Source organism: Microbacterium sp. EST19A, assembly GCF_019969685.1.
Taxonomy (GTDB): Bacteria; Actinomycetota; Actinomycetes; order Actinomycetales; family Microbacteriaceae; genus Microbacterium.
On record NZ_JAHXYZ010000001.1, the window covers coordinates 1169449 to 1187776 of the forward strand.

Genomic DNA, 18328 nt, shown 5'->3' on the forward strand with positions numbered 1-18328 from the left:
GCGACGGCTCGCTGGGTCGTTCCGCCGCCGGTGGACTGTGACCTGCTCAGCTCCTGCGGCGCCGCCGCACGACGACGAGGCCGAGACCGAGCAGCAGGAGCAGGATGCCGATGACGACGATCCAGATCGGCAACGCCCCACCGGTCGCCGGCAGGATCGTGACCAGTCCGGCGTCGATCGTCGAGTTGATGAACGACGCCAGGATCGTGCCGTCGGCTCCCGTCACCAGCCGCATGTCGGCGGAGTTCGCACCGAGCGAGAACACCGGGGTGCGCCCCGAGCTCAACGGGTTGGAGTCCTCGTCGCCGCTCGCACCGGTCGTCGTGAACCGGTAGCCGGCCGGGAGGTCGGTGAACTGGATGAAGTAGTCGCCGGTGAGAAGACCATCGAACAGGTATCGCCCGTTCGCGTCGGTCTTCATCGGAGCGACCACATCTCCCCGCCAGTTGCGCGCCGGCGTGCCATCGGCGTTCCGCAGCGTCACCGTCATTCCCGGGACCGGCTTCTCGCCGGCGTCCCGTCGACCGTTCGCGTTGGTGTCGAACCAGACGACGTCGCCGACGGCGAACAGATCCTGCGCGATCCCGAGATCGATCGTCGGGTTGATCTGCGTCGCCCGAGTCACCCCGTCCGCCGCGGTCACCGCACGGACGTCCGACCCGCTCCCCCTCAGGGAGAAGACGGGAGTGAGTCCGGTCACGTCCGGGTTCGAGTCGTCCGCGCTCGATGAGCCGGCCGCCGAGCGGACCGTCGGGTGGTACCCGTCCGGCCAGCCCGAGAACTGCACGCGGTAGTCCCCCGGCGCCAGGCCGTCGAACACGTAGTGCCCGGCCGCGTCGGTCTCGACCGGCGCGACAGGTGTGCCGTCGGCATCGAGGGCCGGAGACCCGTCGGCGTTCAGCAGTGCCACCGTCACACCCTCCACGGGCGTCTCGTCGGCGTCCTGTCGTCCGTCGCGATCCTTGTCGATCCAGACGTAGTCGCCCACCGCGAGCAGCGGGATGAGTCCGGCGTCGATCGTGCGATCGATCCGCTGCGCGACGGAGGTGCCGTCACCGGCGGCGACCGGCGTGGTGTTGTCGCCGGCCGGGCCGAGCACGAACGGCGGCGTCACGCCGTCGGGCTCCGGGTTCGAATCGCCCAGCTCATCGCCGGCCCCCTGCCGCGTGAGCTGCAGGCCGACGGGCGTCTCGGTGAACGACACCGTGTAGGTTCCGGGCGGCAGACCGTCGAACACGTAGTGGCCGTCGTCATCGGTGCGCACCGGGGGCACCGGGTTCCCGTTCAGGTCGGTGACCGGGTCGCCGTCGGCATCCATCAGCGTCACCAGCACACCGGCGACCGGGGGCTCCTCGGCATCCTGACGACCGTCTCCGTCGTTGTCGAGCCACACGAAGTCGCCGACCGCGAAGGTCTGGGTGAAGCCGAAGTCGACCGTGAGCAGATCGGCGGAGTCACCGCCGGGGCCGTGGGCGCCGGCACCGGTGGCATCCGTGTCGACATCTCCCGTCGGGTTGTCGCGGGTGAGCGATACGACTCCCGACGTGATGCCCGTCGTCGCCGGAGTCGGCGAGTTCACGCCCTTGTCGGCGTTGTTCGCTGTCGCATCGTCTGACGTCGGCGACGACGAGTACCAGTCCTGCAGAGGCGCACCCGCACCGAAGTTCGAGGCCGAGACCCGCACCTGGTAATCGCCCGCCGGAAGACCGTCGAACCGGTAGAAGCCGTTCTCATCGGTCGTGGTCGTGACGGCAGCCCCGCCGATCTGGAACGGGTTGCCGGCCGCATCGAGCAGCTCGACCACGGCGCCGATGACCGGCTTCTCTCCGTCGTCGAACACGCCGTTGTTCGCCTCACCCGTGCCGGTGCCCGCGTCGAACCAGAGCCGGTTGCCCAACGAGAGGCCGGGCACGAACCCGAAGTCCGCCGTCAGGTTGTCGAAGGCGTCACCGAGCGGTCCGTTCGCTCCCGCTCCGGTCGCACCCGCGTCGACGTCGCCGAGCGGGCGGTCGTCGACTCCGAGCGTGACGATCCCGGACGTGATGCCGGTCGTCGCGGGCGTGAGGGAGTCCTCGCCCTTGTCGGTGTTGTTCGACGGGGTGTCGAAGTCGGCCGATGCGCCGGTCGACGAGAGCCATGAGCGCAGCGGCCCGTCGGCGGCGAAGTTCGACGCCGCGACCCGGACTCGGTAGTCGCCGGGCGCGAGGTCATCGAAGCGATAGAAGCCCGCGTCGTCCGTGGTCGCCGTGCCGACGACATTGCCCGCGGCGTTCAGCAGCTCGACCGTCGCACCCGCGACGGGCGCTTCGCCGGAGTCGTACACGCCGTTGTCTGTCTGCGCACCCGGACCCGTGTCCTTCCACAGGCGGTTGCCCAGCGAGTACGTCGGTCCTTCGATCACGATCGGCGTGCTGTCGTCGTTGTTCGACGGGCTGCCGGCTGCCGGCGTCGGATCGCCGTTCTCGTACTTGTTCGGCGTCGTGCCCACCGGGATGGTCTCCGGCGTGAGCTGGTCGGGTGAGGGCTCGACGACCGCGAAGTTGACGAGGGTACCCGGCGTCTCGGCGGCCACCGTGGCCGTCACCGTGATGGGCGTGGCGGCGTCACCGGAGGCGAGGTCGTCGCCGAGCCAGCGCAGGGTGATCTCGGGGCCAGCGCCGTCGACCAGCTCCCAGTCGGTGCCGGTGGCCGAGACGAACGTCAGCCCGTCGGGCAGCAGGTCCGACACCGTGAAGCCGGTCACGGCGGTGCCCGGTCCGTTGTTCGAGGGCGTCAGCTCGTAGGTCACGGTCTGCGTCGCCTTGTACGGCGTGGTCTTCGACGTGAGAAGCTTCGCGATCGTCAGGTCGTACGGCTGGATGAAACCGAAGTCGATCGTGAGGTTGTCGAAGGCGTCGCCGAAGGGACCGTTCTGGCCGGCGCCCGTGGCACCGGCATCCGCCTCGCCGGTCACACCCGGCTGCAGGTCTATCAGCGCGGACGTCACTCCGGTCGCCGCCGGGTTCGGCGCATCGACGCCCTTGTCGGTGTTGTTGCTCGGCGCGTCGAAGGCGCTCGAGTTCACCGTCGAGGAGAGGTAGTCGGCGAGCGGGCCGCCGTCGGCGAAGTTGCTCGCGGCCACCCGCACCCGGTACTGACCGGGCGCGAGACCGTCGAACCGGTAGAAGCCGTTCGCATCGGTCGTGGTCGTGATCGGGTCGCCGTCGAGATCGAGCACCGGCGCACCTGCGGCGTCGAGCAGCGCGACGAGCGCATCTGCCACCGGGGCCTCATCCGGGTCGACGATCCCGTTGTTTAGCTCGCCTCCCGAGCCCGTGTCGAACCAGAGCCGGTTGCCGAGGCTCATCGCCGCGACGAGCCCCGCGTCGATGGTCGGATTGATCTGCCGCGCAGCCGTCGTGCCGTCGCCGGGCTCGACGGGCCGGGTATCGGCGCCGACCGCCAGCGTGAAGACCGGCGTCAATCCGGTCCTGTCGGGATTCGAGTCGTTCGCCGTCGTCGATCCGTCGGCGGATGCCGTGGTCGGCACGTAACCGGCGGGGAAGTCCGAGAAGCGGATGCGATAGTCGCCGGGCACGAGGTTGTCGAAGACGTAGTGGCCGGTCGCGTCGGTCGTCGCGGGGGCCACCGGGTCGCCGTCGCCGTCGAGGGCCGGGGTACCGTCGGCGTTCAGCAGGATGACGGTGACGCCCGAGACGGGAACCTCACCGGCATCCTGGATGCCGTCACGATCGCGATCGATCCAGACGAAGTCGCCCACCGCCAGCCGCTCGACGAAGCCGAAATCGACCGTGAGGTTGTCGGCGGCGTCGCCGTTCGGACCGTGATCGGCGGCTCCTGCAGCGCCTGCGTCCACATCATCGTTCGGCTGTGCACCGTAGGCGAGTGTCACCGTCGCTGACACGACACCGGTCGCGGCCGGGTTCGGTGCGTTCACGCCCTTGTCGTCGTCGTTCGACGCGGAATCGAACAGCGTCGAGGTCGGCGTCGACGAGAAGTATCCGTTCAGCGGAGCGTCGACCGCGAAGTTCGACGCGGCCACCCGCACCTGGTAGTCGCCGGAGGGAAGGTCGTCGAAGCGGTAGTAGCCGTCGTCGTCGGTCGTCGTCGTCACCGGGTTGCCGTCGACGTCGAGCACGGGGGCGCCCGCACCGTCGAGGAGCTCGACCACGGCGCCGGCGATCGGCAGCTCGCCGTCGTCGACGGTTCCGTTGTTCGCCTGGCCGGCCTCGGATCCGTTGTCGAACCAGAGCCGGTTGCCGAGCGACAGCCCGGGCACGAATCCGAAGTCTGCCGTCAGGTTGTCGAACTGGTCGCCGAACGGCCCGTTCGCACCCGCTCCGGTCGCGCCGCCGTCGACCTCACCGGCGACGCCGGGCTGCAGGTCGATCACGCCGGAGGTGACTCCGGTGGCGTCGGGATGCGGGGCGTCCTCGCCCTTGTCGCTGTTGTTCGACCCCGCGTCGAAGGCCGTCGAGGATCCGGTGCTCGACAGGAAGTGCGCGAGGGGACCGCCGTCGGTGAAGTTGGTCGCGGCGACGCGAACCCGATACGGGCCGGGTGCGAGACCGTCGAATCGGTAGAAGCCGTCGGTGTCCGTGATCGTGATCACGGGCTCGCCGTCCGCACCGAGCACCGGGTTACCGTCGGCGCCGAGCAACTCGACCACCGCGTTCGCGACCGGTCGCTCGCCGGCGTCGTACTGCCCGTTGTCGGTCGCGGCTCCTGCGCCGGAGTCGAACCAGAGCCGGTTGCCGAGGCTCAGAGTCGGGGCGAGCACCGGGATCTCGGCACTGTCGTCGTTGTTCGAGGGGCTGCCGGCGCTCGGCGACGGATTGCCGTTCTCGTACTTGTCGGGGCTGCTGCCGACCGGGATACTCTCGGAGATGGGACCGCCTGGCGTCGGTTCCACGACGGCCACGTTGCGCAGCGAGCCCGTCGTGACCGACGTCACTCGTGCGATGACTTCGATCGGGAAGGCCTGCTCGCCGTCGCCGAGTTCGGAGCCGATCCAATCGAAGGTCAGCTCCTGGCCGTTCACGTCGGGCCCGGTCCAGAACAGGCCACTCGCCGAGACGAAGTCCAGGCCGGCAGGGAGACGATCCGACACGGTGAAGCCGGCGTAGGTCGACGCCGGGCCGTTGTTGGTGACGAGGAGTTCGAAGGTGACCTCGTCACCGACTCGGTAGGGCCCGTTGCCCGAGGTCAGCGACTTGTCCAGCGTCAGGTCGAACGGCTGCACGAAGCCGAAGTCGACCGTCAGGTTGTCGAGGGCGTCTCCGCCGGGACCGTGGCCGCCGGCGCCCGTGGCGCCGGCGTCGATGTCGCCGGTCACGCCGGGAGCGAGGGTGATCACGCTCGACGTCACGCCGGTCGCCGCCGGATCGGGCGCGTCCTCTCCCTTGTCGCGGTCGTTGCTCGCCGCGTCGAATGCAGCCGAAGCTCCCGTCGACGAGACCGAGCCTTCCAGCACACCGCCGGGGGCGAAGTTCGCCGCCGCGACCCGCACCCGGTACGGTCCGGCGGGCAGATCGTCGAAGCGGTAGAAGCCCTCGGCGTCTGTGGTGGTCGTGAGCGGAGCGCCGTCGGCGCCGAGGACCGGAGCACCGTTGCCGTCGAGCAGCTCGACCGTGGCTCCGTCGATGGGTGTCTCATCGTCGTCGAAGACGCCGTTGTTCGTGTGTCCGCCATCCGTGCCCATGTCGGACCAGAGGCGGTTGCCGAGGGAGAGGAGAGGCACGAACCCGAAGTCGAAGGTGTGATCCGCCGCGCCGGCGGACGGCGTGCGCACCTGCGCGTTCACGAGAACGGGCGACTGCCGCACTCCGTTCGAGTCGACGGCCCTGTCCGCTCCTGCCGCCGTGACCGTCGGCCCGAGGTGCTCCAGGGGCCCGCCCGAACCGTAGTCGGCCGCGTTGTCGAGTCTGATCTCGTAATCCGTCTCGGCATCGAGCGGCAGCCCGTACTGCACGGATCCGGTCGAGGTCCCCGGCGACGACGAGAAGTAGTAGTCGCCGTTCGCGTCGGTCACGGCCGTGGCGATGAGCGCGCCGGTGGTCGAGTACAGGCGCACGGTGACACCGGCGATCGGCTGCTCTCCCGCGTCTTGGATGCCGTCGCGATCGGCGTCGAACCACACTCGGTTGCCGATCTCGACCGGTGCGGCGGCCACGAGAGTCGTGAGGTCGCCGAGACCGCCGGCCTTGCCGAATCCGCCGTCGGTCGTCGCCAGCCGTGTCAGTGACGCGCCGCGCAGCGTTTGACCGTTGTCGTTGCCGAACACTCGCACGCCGTCTTGCAGCAGGGCGACAGGATCGATGCTCGTGGCCATCACGTTCGTGTATCCGGGGATCTGCAGAGCGGATCCGAGCGCCGTGTTGCCGTGGAAGTTATTGCCGCTGGTGCCCGTCTCGAAGACCGTCTGGTAGAACTTCCCTCCACCCGGGCCCCAGTTGTTGTGCGGCTGGGTGGCGGTCGTGGTGCCGCACACGCCGTCGCTCTCGAGCACGAGGGCGCCCGACGGGGTGACGCATGCCCGAAGCAGATCACCGGCGCCGATGTACCCGTGGGTCTGCGTGTCGGTGAGCGTGGTGCTGCTCATGGCGGCGCCGTACTGGTCGGCGGATCGATCTTTGATCGAGAGCGTCAGGTTGCCGGCGGCGTCGAAGACGACCGACGATGCGACCGGCGAAGGACCGTCGAGGGTCTCCTGGCGGCCCCCGTCGCGCCAGGTCTCCTCCCACGGCCGGTAGTTGTTCGTCGAACTCGCGGGCGGGAGGCTGCTGTTGTAGGCCAGTGCGCGGTTGAAGGTCAGCGGCACGTTCAGCACGGGAGCGCCGAAGGTGCGGGTGTCTTCATCCATCGGGATGACCCAGGCCCGCAGGTCGCTGACCGTCGGACCGGTGCAGGTCAGCGTCACGTAGAGATTCCCGCGGAAGGTGCCGAGCCCGTAAGGGCGCACCCAGTCGGCGTTGCAACCCGCAGCGGCATTCAGCGGAATGGTGATCGCCTGAGGCGTGCCGGCGGTCGGTGCCGCCGTCGGGGAACCTCCCGGGGTCAGAGGAACCGCGTAGAGCTTGCGGTCGTTCAGGTTGACGGCGTAGAGCGTGCGCTGGTCTTCGGAGATCTCGATGTCGCCGAGGCCGACCTTGCCCGGAGCGGAGAAGCCGGTCGTGTCGTGCAGCCAGTCATACCCGGCGAGGTTCGCGGGACGGGGATTGGTTCCGGGGTCAGGGATGTTCACGAACGGTGTGCCGTTCGGTGTGCCGGTCGTGGCATCCGTCAGGTAGATCTCGCCGAGGCCCTGCGGGCCGACCATCGTGCCGCGCCGGAAGGACGCCCCGGTGAACACGAAGTTCTCGCCATAATTGGCCGTACCCCAGACGGTGCCGATCTGTCCCTGCGTCGCCAAGGTCGCGCGGTCACCGGCGGGGTTTCCGGTCGTGCCGTATCCGACCTCGAAGAGAGCCGGTTGATTCGGGAGGTCAGGGGTCGGGCCCGCTGAACCCTTCTGGTTCGCGGTGGTCGCGAGGACCGACCGTTGCGTCGGCACCGCGACCCGCGGAACGCCCGTCGACGTGCGCACCATGCCCTCCTGCGTGACGCCGAGGTTCACATTGCTCGCGCCGAGGGCGACGAACTGCACCGTGCTGCCGTTCTCGGCGCCGATCCGCGCGGAGCGGAAGCCGGCGGGCAGGGGGCTGAACTCGACCCGCACGTCGGAGGTCGCAGCTCCCGTGACCGCCAGCGTGTAGGCGCCGTTCGCGGCAGTCGTGGTCGTACCTCGGACCGCGCCGGTCGAGTCGGTGGCGGTGACACGTACCCCGGCGACGCCCGTGTCGCCGCCGAACTCACCTGAAGCGGCGTCACGCGTGCCGCTGTCGTTGAAGTCCTGGTACACGGTGCCGACCACGGATCCGTCTGCCGCGAGCGCCGGCTGCGCGACGACGACGGTGGTGGAGATCGTGGCCGCGACGGCGAGGATCGCGACGAGGATTCGCCGGCCGCGCTCGGGTCGACGCGGCGGGGCCGCAACGTATCGATCCACAGTTCTCCCCCAGTTGACACCGATTGCACTCGTGAGCCCCCGAAGGGGGTTCTGTCTCACTCACAGCCGACAGGTCGACCGAGCGCGCAGAACGAACTGATCATGGCAGGGGGCTTTTCACGGAGTTTTTGTTATCTGTGAAAGGCCGCTCCCGCGGGGTGTCAGCCGAGCTCGGGCGCGCGCGGGACCGCGACGTACTGCTCCGGATGCAGGCGCATCGACACCGTGCCCGACGGGAGGTCGGCCTCGAAGCGCAGCAGCGCACCTGACTCGTCGATCCAGAAGCGCGTGGTTCCGGCGCCCTCCCCCGAGTCGGCGTCGGAGGGCCCTGCGAACACGTCGACCGGTACCCCGCCGACCTCGTCGGCGCGAAGCCACTGCGCGTCCGAGGTCGCCAGCAGCTGGGCGTTCTCAGGTCGGTCCGCGCCGAGGCTCGCGAGCAGCACGAGCACCGCATCCACCGGGGAGGCCGAGGGGTCGAGGGGCCGCGCGGCTCCGGGCACGGCGGGTGGAGCATCCGGCACTGTGACGCCGTCCCCCTCGCCGACCCATCCGACGAAGGTGTCGGCATCCCACGTGACGACGGCCGCGCCGTCCTCGAGCGCCGCCGTCGTGATCCCCACTCCGGTGCGGTAGTCCACGCGCCCGCGCAGAGCGACGGGTCCGTCGGCGGTCGGCACGTCGACCTCGAACCCGCGGCTCCCGTCGCGATAGGCGAGGAACCGGGCGGCCGCGAGCCGCTCGGCCTCCTCCGTGGTGAGGCCCCGAGGGCCCTCGGCGGCGGACGATGCTGTGGGTGCCGGCGCATCCGCCGGGCGGAGCGCGACCAGTGCCCACACGCCGATCGCCACCAGCAGGATCGCCACGACCGCACCGACCGCGATCCACCTCCGCGTGGTCATGAGGCTCCGAAGATCGTCGAGCCGAGCGGATGCTGCGCGTCGAAGCCCGGGAGGGCCAGGAAAGTCCCGGTCGCCGTCGTGCGGGTGAAGTCCAGCAGCGCGTCGGACTCCGACATCCGCTCCATCGTCTGCGTGAACGTGCGGAGCTCCGCCTGGTAGCTGACGAACAGCAGCCCCAGCGGGTCGTCCATCGAGTACGAGCGCCGCAGCATGAGCGGCACTCCGGCGGGCCGGGGGTGCGCGCGTCGCACGTGGGCGTCGACGGGGATCATGTACGAGCCGTCGGGCGACTTGGCCTGCAGATCGACGTCGTCCCCGATCTCACCTCCGGAGAGGGGCGCGCTGCTCGCACGCTCACGCCCGATCACGCCCTCCTGCCCGGCGACCGGGAGGCGGCGGAAGGCGGCGAGGTCAATCTCCATCCTGCGCACGACCAGGATGCTGGCGCCAGCCGTGGCGCGGTGGCGGATCCAGACCGACTCCGCCAGCTCATCGTCCGTCAGAGGCGCGGCGATGCCGTCGACGAATCCGAGCACGTTGCGGGGCGCCGAGTGCGTGCCGTGCACCTCGACGGAGGGTCCGCGCGTGCCGCACTGCCGCCACCGCTCGACGAGTTCCGGCACGTCGTCGATCACGCCGGCGAGGGCCAGCGCCGGCACGAGGGGATCCGATGCGCACACCTGGATCACCAGATCGCCGCCGCGGTGGCGCTCGTCGACGTCTTCACGCGGGAAGGCGGGCAGAGGTTCCGTGCCCGGGCCGTCGGCGTCGACCTGCCGCATCAGCCGGGGACCGACTCCCACGGTCATGCTGAGGTCTCCGGGGGCGATCCCGGCGAGCGCGGGATGCTCGCCGGAGGTCAGTCGGACGATGCTCTCGCCGATCCGCGCGAGCACCGAGGCGGGATCGCCGTCGACGTCGTGTACACCGAGGATCAGGTGCGGCTGGACAGCCGCGGGGCGGGAGATGCCGGCCTGATGCTCGCCCATCGGGGCGACCGGCCGGACGGCATCCGCGACCCGATCCGGACCGACCTGCTCGCCGGGCGCACACCCCGCGAGCGCAGTGCCGAGCGCGGCGATGCCGCCGGAAGTCAGCAGGCTGCGCCGCGAAATCCCGCCTGTCTCATTCGCCACGACGATGATGATAGCCCCCGCCTCGGAGAGCATTCGCATCGCGTCGGCGACCCCTATCATGATGCGATGCGCAATCGACTGGTCGCACTTCTGCTCGTCTCGGCGGCCGTTCTCGTGTCCGGATGCTCGGCTCCAGCGACCCCGGACGACACCGAGAAGGCCCCCGCGATCCTCGCCGTTCCGGCCGATTTCCCCACCATCACGGGAGCCGTCGACGCCGCCTCGGAGGGCGACACCGTCGTCGTCTCGGCCGGGGTCTACCGCGAGACCGTGACGATCGACACGGCCGGGATCACCCTCCGCGGACAGGACCGCAACGGTGTCGTGATCGACGGCGAAGTGCTGCGCGGGAACGGTGTCGTCGTGTCAGCACCTCGCGTGACCGTGCAGAATCTGACGGTGCGCAATGCCACCCAGAACGGCGTGCTGGTCACCGGAATGCGCAACGACGACGGCGCGGCCGTGGGCGGGCACGACGGCTATCGGACGATCGATCCGGACGATTTCCCGCTGCTCGACGGGTTCCTCGTCGATCACGTGACGGCATCGAACAACGGCCTGTACGGCATCTACGCCTTCAACGCGTCGAACGGCGCGATCACCGATTCGTACGCGTCCGGCGGAGCGGACTCCGGGATCTACGTCGGCCAATGCCAGGGGTGCGGGATCGTCGTCTCGGGCAACGTCGCGGAGCGCAATGCCGTCGGGTTCGAGATCGCGAATGCGGGCGGCGACCTGTTCGTCGTCGGGAACCGGTTCGCCGGCAACCGCGTCGGCGCGACCATCAACTCCGACTACCAGGAGGCGTACCTTCCGCAGGCCGGCGCGACCTTCGCGGGCAACCTCGTCGCCGCGAACGCGCAGGCCGACACCCCGCAGCAGGCCGACGGCGGATTCGGGATCGGGATCGGCATCGCCGGGGGAACGCAGAACGACGTGCGCGCGAACCTCGTCACGGGCAATCCCGCGGCCGGTCTCATCGTCACCTCCGCCGAGGACCTCGGCCCGATCGACAACCGGATCATCGGGAACGCCTTCGACGCGAACGGCATCGACGCCGTCTACGCCCCCTCCGCCCGGGGAGCCGGCAGCGGCAACTGCTGGGAGGGGAACTCTCTCGCGAGCTCGTCACCCGCCAACCTGGAGACCGCGTCGCCGTGCGCGGCCCCGACAACCGTGCCGTCCGGCACCATCCCGCAGTCGACGGCGCCGGCAGGCATCCCGTTCCCCGACGTGGCCGCTCCCCCGATCCAGCCGGATCTGGGCCCGCTGACGGCTCCCGCCACTCCCTGGCGCGGCGGGTCCGATGTCCCGCAGGTCGATCTCGAAGCCCTGGGGATCCCCGCGCCGACGCTGCTGGCCGACCGTGCCGCCGTCACCGGGTGACCGCATCCACCCGCCTTCTGCCCGGGTTGGCGCTTGAGTCCATGTTCTGACCGCACTGCGTCTGGGAATCCGTGCGCTCAGCGCGTTGAATCGACCATATCGCCCGCCCGTACAGAGGAGTACCGATGAGCATCATGGTCCAGTCAGACGCCTGCGTCGGTGCAGGTCAGTGCGCCCTGGTCGCGCCCGACGTGTTCGACCAGGACGACGACGGGATCGTCATGCTCCTGGAGCCCGACCCGCAGGGTGCCGACTACGAAGCGGCGACCCGCGCCGTGCGGCTCTGCCCGGCACGCGCGATCAGCCTGGTCAGCGGATGACGACCCCGCCACGGGTCGTCGTCGTCGGCGCATCGATCGGCGGACTCACGGCCGCCGAGACCCTGCGCCAGGAAGGGTACGCCGGCGAGATCGTGCTGATGGGCGACGAACCGCATCTGCCCTACACGCGCCCGCCGCTCTCGAAGCAGATCCTGCTCGGCGACTGGGAACCGGAGCAAGCGGCCATCCGCACTGCCGTCGAGCTCGACGACCTCGACATCACCGTGCGCACCGGATGCTCGGCGATCGGACTCGACGTCGGCGCCCGCGTGCTGCACACCTCCGAGGGCGCCCTCCCCTTCGACGAGCTCATCGTCGCGACCGGAACCGAGCCGCGCTCTCATCCGCTCCTCCCCTGGGCACCCACGCTGCGCACCATGGACGATGCGCTGCACCTGCGCGAGCAGCTGCAGGTCGCCCGACGCATCGCCGTGATCGGCTCCGGCATCCTCGGTTCGGAGATCGCGAGCGCCGCCCGCAAGCACGACGCCGAGACCCTATTGGTCGGGCGATCCGGGTCGCTCGGCTTCGGCGGCGTCGGCACGCTTCTCACGCCGCAGCTCATCCGGCTGCACGAAGACAACGGGGTCGAGCTCGCGCTGCGCGCCGACATCGCATCGGCTGCCCCCACCGCGTCCGGAGGCGCGGAGATCACCCTCGGTGCCACAGAGCACCGCGTCGATCTGGCCGTGGTCATGATCGGCGGGACACCGCGCACCGGATGGCTGGATTCATCCGGCCTCACCGTCGCCGACGGCATCGCCTGCGACAGCGACGGCATCGCCGCCCCCGGAGTCTCCGCCGTCGGCGACGTGGCGGCGTGGGCGGATCCCGCGACCGGACGCCACGTGCGCGTCGAGCACCAGAGCAACGCGATCGAGCAGGCCGTCGCCGTCGCCATCCGCCTCGCCCGCGGCGAGAGCGCCACCCAGCCGGTGCCGCTCTTCTGGTCCGAGATCCACGGCGCGCGCATCCATGCCTTCGGCTGGTTCGACCCCGCGATCCCCCTGATCGATGGGATGCCGGATGCCCCGGCGAACAGCGCGATCTTCGCCAGCACCGACGACACCGGCCGCACCCGCGGCGTCGTCGGCTGGAACGCCTCCCCGCGCGACTTCCGCGCGGCACGCGCCGACGTGCTCGGCTCGATCCCCGCACTCACCCCGCAACCCTGAAGGAGACGGTCGATGACGATCCCCGCAGAATGCCCGTTCCACTCCCGTTCGCTGCCCGGCGACGGCACGCCCCTCTCGCCCTCGCCGCAGCTCGCGGAATGGCGCGAGCAGGGCGCCTTCGTGCCCCTGGACTTCCAGGACGGACACGAAGGCCTCGTCGCCACCCGGTACGAGGCGGCAGTGAGCGTGCTGCAGGATCCGCGGTTCAGCATGCGTCCGAGCCGGATGCCGAGGGGACCAGGCGACGCGGGCCACGGCGCCCACGGCGACGAGCAGGCCGACAGCGCCGCCGTGCCGCTCGAGGCACCGGGCGACCTCGACGAGGCCGGCCAGCGCTCCGACTACCTCAACCTGCTGAACCTCGACGGCGAGGAGCACTCGCGACTGCGCCGCGCGGTGACGGCACGGTTCTCGGTCCGTCAGGCGCGCGCGCGAGAGCCCTGGATCCGAGAGATGATCGCCGAGCAGATCGCCCAGCTGAAGGCTCGGGGGCCCGTCGTCGATCTGTGGCGCGACTACGCCATGCCGATCTCGGCCCGTACGCACTGCCGGGTCATCGGCATCCCGGATCATCTCTATCACCGCTTCGTCGAGCTGTTCGTCGAGTCGTCGAGCGCGCAGCAGAAGTACGACTTCATCCGCGCCCTCCTCGAGGAGCGTCGCGACTCGCCGGGCGAAGACGTCATCACCGATCTGCTGAACAACCCCGACCTCGAGCGCGTCGAGATCGAGGGCCTGCTCCGGCTGCTCATGGGCGCGGGGCGCGACTCGGTCGCGTACCTCATCGCCACGGCATCCGTCGCTCTGCTCACGAATCCGGAGCAGCTCGCCGTGCTCCGCGGCGACCCGGAGCGGATCCGCCTCGCGGTCGAGGAGTTCATGCGTGTCGGCGCGATGTTCGTCACCCTTTTCGCGCGCACCGCGACCGAGGACGTCGTGATCGAGGGCACGCCGATCGCCGCGGGAACGTCGGTGTCTGTGTCTCCGGTCGCGGCAAACCGCGACCCCGGGCACTGGGAGCGCGCGGAGGAGTTCGACGTCGCGCGCGACGCCTTCGGACACCTCGGGTTCGGGTACGGCATCCACGGATGCATCGGTCAGCAGGTCGCGAGAGTGGAGATCCGCGAAGCGCTCACCGCGTTGCTGGAGAACTTCCCCGACCTGGTCCTCGAAGAGGCCGAGCAGCTGACGCCGCAGCCCTTCGCGCATCCCGTCGCCGTCTACGAAGCGGGGACGGTGTCCGTGCGTCTCGCGGGCTGAGCGACGGCGCACGAGCTAGCATCATCGGAGAAAGGCAGGCGCCATGCATCCCGACGATGACCCCGTCGTCGTCGGGGCGAACTGGTACCGGTTCACGCCGGGCGAGCGCATCGTCAACCCGCACGTGAAGAGCGTCTCCTTCATCTGGATCATCAGCGGCTCCGGCGAGATCCGAGCCGGCGGGCAGCGCTTCGCGGTCGACGCGCAGCACGTCATCCGCCTCCCCTGGAGCCACCACGTCGAGTACCGCGCGCAGGAGCGCGGACCGTTCCATATCGGCACCCTGCACATCGTGCCGAGACACGACCGGGACACGGCGGTGATCCCGCGGGTTGCGCATCTTCCCGGCGACCCGCTGCTGAACGATCCGGCCCGCCGCGGCGACTCGTCGGCGTTCCGGGTCGGGCTGTCGACGATGCAGAACGGCGCCGCCCGCCGCATCACCGAGTTCGGCACGATCGCGATCGAGCGGCTGGCGGAGGGCGCGTTCGACGAGGAGTACTTCCGGGCGCTCGGCCGCGTCATCCTGCTGGAGAACGATTCCTGGGCCGACGTGCACGCCGCGCAGACCACGCTTCCCGGTGCGCTCGAGCTGATGATGACGTTCATCCGCCATCACATCGCCGAACAGCTCACGGTCGCGCGCGTCGCCGAGGCCGCGCGGTGCAGCGAGACCACCGCCCAGCGGCTGTTCACGCGGCACACGGGAGAATCCCTGCAGTCCTGGATCCGGCACACCCGCCTGCGCGAAGCGGCCAGTCTCCTCCGGACGACGGGCCTGCGCGTGAGCGAGGTCGCGCAGCTGGTCGGGTATCCCGATCCGCTGTACTTCTCGCGCGCGTTCCGCCGCGCGTACGGAGTGGCCCCGAGCCGGTTCGCCCGCGCCGCCCTGCGTCCCTGATCGACGGCGGGGGATGCTCGCCCAGTCCATGTTTCCGGGTTCCAGCGCCCGTTTCCGCGCACGGATCGTCCGTAGATTTGACGGGACGACGCGCAGTGCCTGCGCCCGAGCGTGAAGGAGCGCCCTGCCCATGGCCGTACACCGCCGACCTTTCGGACGCACAGGATGGGACATCAGCGAAGTCTCCTTCGGGGCCTGGCAGCTCGGCGGCCAGTGGGGCCCCGTCGACGACGACGCCTCGGTGCGCGCGCTCATCGACGCCTACGAGCGCGGGATCGACCTCGTCGACACCGCCGAGATGTACGGATCGGGGCACAGCGAGGAGATCGTCGGCCGATCGCTCCGGGAGTGGAAAGGCGAGCGCGTCCACGTCGCCACCAAGGTGCAGCCTGTCGCGTGGCCGCACCCCTCCGTCGACGATCCCGACATCGCCGCCGCCTACCCCCGCGAGTACCTTCGCGCGCAGGCCGAACAGTCGCTGCGTCGCCTCGGCGTCGAACGGCTCGACCTGCTGCAGCTGCACTGCTGGATGCCGGGCGGCATGCACGACCGCGGCTGGCTCGACACGCTGCAGGAGCTCCAGGCCGAGGGCAAGGTCGACCGCATCGGCGTCTCGCTGCGCGACTACCGGGCCGATGAGGGCGTGGCCCTCGCCGAGGCAGGGCTCGTCGACTCGATCCAGGTGATCTACAACATCTTCGAGCAGAAGCCGGAACAGGCGCTGTTGGCGGCGGCAGCGGCATCCGGCACGGCGATCATCGCCCGCGTCGTGCTGGATTCCGGCTCGCTGAGCGGCGCATGGACTCCCTCGACATACGACGAATGGACCGACGGCTCGGTGGCGAAGACGATGTTCCGCGGCGAGCGCTTCACCGAGACCCTCGCGCGCATCGCCGAGATCAAGAAGGTCACCGAGCCGCACTACGACGGGCTCGACGAAGCAGCCGTGCGGTTCGTGCTCGACCGCCCCGAGGTCTCGACCGCGATCGTCGGCATGACGACGGAGGCGCGCATCGCCCGCAACCTGTCGTTCGCCGACGGCCGCGGTCTCGCCGAGGGACTCCACGAGCAGCTCGCGCGCTTCGAATGGGAGAGGAACTTCTACATATGACCAGTCGCACCGCCGCTGTCGAGCGGCTCAGCCCGCAGGAGATCGACGAGCGCCTCGCGGCGGCATCCGTCGCCTATCTGCCGCTCGGCTCGCTCGAGTTCCACGGTCCGCACCTGCCGATCGGCCTCGACGCCCTCACCGCCTACGGGCTGTGCCTGCGGGCGGCCGAGGCGAGCGGCGGCATCGTGCTGCCGGCCGTGTATCAGGCGGTGGGCGGCGAGCACTCCCGCTACCCGTGGACGATCATGAGCGACTCCCCCGCCGCGATCGAGACCCTGCTGACCGAGACGCTCTCGCGCCTGTCGGACTTCGGCGTGCGCCGCGTCGTGCTGCTGAGCGGACACTTCGCCGACGAGCAGCGCGACCTCATCACGCGCGTCGCCGAGCAGTGGAACCAGACGGGTGAGCCGCTGCACGCCGTGGCACGCACTCTCGGACAGGCGCCGGAACCGCCGGTCGCTCCCGACCACGCCGGCCGCTTCGAGTCTCTGCTGCTGCACTCGCTGGCGCCCGAGCTCGTCCACGTGGACGCCCTGCCGGACGCGGATGCGTTCCCTGCGCCCGAGGGCGAGAACCCGTTCGGGCAGGACCGCCACCGCGCCGACCACCCGCTGCACGGCGTCTTCGGCCCCGACCCGCGTCGCCTCGACGTCGCCGCAGCGGGAGGCCTGCGGGATCACCTCGTCACGTGGATCGCGGGTCTCGCCACGGAGTGAGCCGCGCGGCATCCGCTGGTCCCCCTGAACGAAGGAGATCTCACGCAACGAAGGAGATTCTCGGCCAGAACCTCCTTCATACCGTGAGTTCTCCTCCCGATCGTGCGACGGCGCTTCGCGCGAGGGGTGGGCGGATGCTGCGCCGCCCGGGCTGCGCATCGATCCAGCATCCGCTTCCTCGCAGCATCCGCTTCCCTCCCCTCCGTGCGAAGAGGCGCGCGTGGCGGATGCGAAGGGGCCCGGCCGGATCTCCCCGGCCGGGCCCCCTCTGGTGCGACTCGACTCAGAAGTCGAACTCGCCGATGTTCTCCTTGTCGAAGACGAACGGGTCGCCCAGCAGCACGGTGGCGTCGGGTCCGACGGTGAACTCGCCGAGCTCGCCCGCCTCGAAGGTGTCGCCTTCCTTGCCGGTGATGTCGCCCTTGATGAGCGCGGCGGCGGCGTACGCCGACAGGTAGCCGAGGTCCTCCGGGTTCCACAGCGCGAACGAGGTGACGGTGCCGTCCTCGACGTACTCGCGCATCTGGTTCGGCGTGCCGAGACCGGTCAGCGCGACCTTGCCCTTGTAGTCCGACGTAGAGAGGTAGCGCGCGGCTGCCGAGATGCCGATCGTCGTGGGCGAGATGATGCCCTTCAGGTTCGGGTGCGACTGCAGCAGCGCCGCGGTCTTGTCGAACGAGATCTGCTCGTCGTCGTCGCCGTACACGGTCTCGACGAGTGTGATGTCAGGGTGGTCCGAGGCGAGCAGCTCCTTCATCTTCTCGATCCAGGCGTTCTGGTTGGTCGCGTTCGCGGTCGCGGAGACGATCGCGATCTCACCGGCATCCCCGATCTGCTCGGCGATGAGGTCGACCTGGATCTTGGCGATGCCGTCGGCGTCGGCCTGGTTGATGAACAGGTCGCGGCACTCGGGGTTGGTGTCCGAGTCGAAGGTGACGACCTTGACGTTCGCCGCACGAGCCTCGTCGAGGGCGTCGCAGATCGCCTTCGGGTCGTTCGCCGACACCACCAGGGCGCCGACGCCCTGCTGCGTCGCGGTGTTGATGTAGCTCACCTGCGCGTCAGGACCGGACTCGGCAGGGCCGACCTCGGAGAACGTGCCGCCGAGCTCCTCGACGGCAGCCGCGCCGCCCTTGCTCGACGTGTCGAAGTACGGGTTGCCGAGGCTCTTCGGCAGGAAGGTGATCGCGAGGTTGTCGCTGCCACCCGAGCCCTCCTCGGACCCGCCGCCTCCGCCGGAACCTCCGGTGTCGGCGCAGCCGGACAGGACGAGTGCGGTGGCGACCGCGATGGCGGCCACCGCAGCCACACGCTTGCGTGCAAACTTCATTGTTTTCTTCCTTTCGTGCGGGTGGCCGGGACGGGTGTCGTCGG

The 18328-nt window shown here is 70.0% G+C and carries 11 protein-coding genes; 7 read left to right on the forward strand and 4 right to left on the reverse strand.

The window, feature by feature from the left end; genetic code table 11:
* Positions 1–46 precede the first annotated feature (46 nt).
* The 3 genes from LC452_RS05795 to LC452_RS05805 form a co-directional block, all read right to left on the reverse strand.
* A complete protein-coding gene (locus tag LC452_RS05795; protein WP_223623118.1) occupies positions 47–8047 on the reverse strand; it encodes an SdrD B-like domain-containing protein in 8001 nt (2666 codons plus the stop codon).
* 161 nt (positions 8048–8208) lie between these two features.
* A complete protein-coding gene (locus LC452_RS05800) occupies positions 8209–8949 on the reverse strand; it encodes a hypothetical protein (protein WP_223623120.1) in 741 nt (246 codons plus the stop codon).
* A complete protein-coding gene (locus LC452_RS05805) occupies positions 8946–10085 on the reverse strand; it encodes a Dyp-type peroxidase (protein ID WP_223623122.1) in 1140 nt (379 codons plus the stop codon). The genes LC452_RS05800 and LC452_RS05805 overlap by 4 nt, the downstream gene beginning before the upstream one ends.
* A gap of 66 nt (positions 10086–10151) precedes the next feature.
* Here LC452_RS05805 and LC452_RS05810 point away from each other — a divergent pair, with 66 nt between their 5' ends.
* From LC452_RS05810 to LC452_RS05840, 7 genes are all read left to right on the forward strand, one after another.
* Complete coding sequence (locus tag LC452_RS05810) at positions 10152–11471, forward strand: nitrous oxide reductase family maturation protein NosD (RefSeq protein WP_223623124.1); 1320 nt, start codon at positions 10152–10154, stop codon at positions 11469–11471.
* A 98-nt stretch (positions 11472–11569) separates the two neighbouring features.
* Positions 11570–11791: a ferredoxin gene (locus LC452_RS05815; protein WP_308116472.1), complete on the forward strand. Its 222-nt coding sequence runs from the start codon at positions 11570–11572 to the stop codon at positions 11789–11791.
* The gene (locus LC452_RS05820; RefSeq protein ID WP_223623128.1) at positions 11788–12966 is read left to right on the forward strand and encodes an NAD(P)/FAD-dependent oxidoreductase; all 1179 of its coding nucleotides are present in this window, start codon (positions 11788–11790) and stop codon (positions 12964–12966) included. The genes LC452_RS05815 and LC452_RS05820 overlap by 4 nt, the downstream gene beginning before the upstream one ends.
* 12 nt (positions 12967–12978) lie before the next feature.
* Complete coding sequence (locus LC452_RS05825; RefSeq protein ID WP_223623130.1) at positions 12979–14226, forward strand: cytochrome P450; 1248 nt, start codon at positions 12979–12981, stop codon at positions 14224–14226.
* A gap of 43 nt (positions 14227–14269) precedes the next feature.
* On the forward strand, positions 14270–15127 hold the full coding sequence (locus tag LC452_RS05830) for a helix-turn-helix transcriptional regulator (protein WP_223623132.1): 858 nt from the start codon (positions 14270–14272) through the stop codon (positions 15125–15127).
* A gap of 130 nt (positions 15128–15257) precedes the next feature.
* The gene (locus tag LC452_RS05835) at positions 15258–16238 is read left to right on the forward strand and encodes an aldo/keto reductase (RefSeq protein WP_223623134.1); all 981 of its coding nucleotides are present in this window, start codon (positions 15258–15260) and stop codon (positions 16236–16238) included.
* Positions 16235–16954 (forward strand): creatininase family protein, encoded by a 720-nt coding sequence (locus LC452_RS05840; protein WP_223623136.1) that lies wholly within the window; start codon positions 16235–16237, stop codon positions 16952–16954. Before LC452_RS05835 ends, LC452_RS05840 begins: the two co-directional genes overlap by 4 nt.
* Positions 16955–17237: 283 nt before the next feature.
* Here LC452_RS05840 and rhaS read toward each other — a convergent pair whose 3' ends face one another.
* Positions 17238–18284, reverse strand: coding sequence for a rhamnose ABC transporter substrate-binding protein (gene rhaS / locus LC452_RS05845; RefSeq protein WP_223623138.1), 1047 nt, complete (start codon positions 18282–18284; stop codon positions 17238–17240).
* Between the last annotated feature and the right edge of the window lie 44 nt (positions 18285–18328).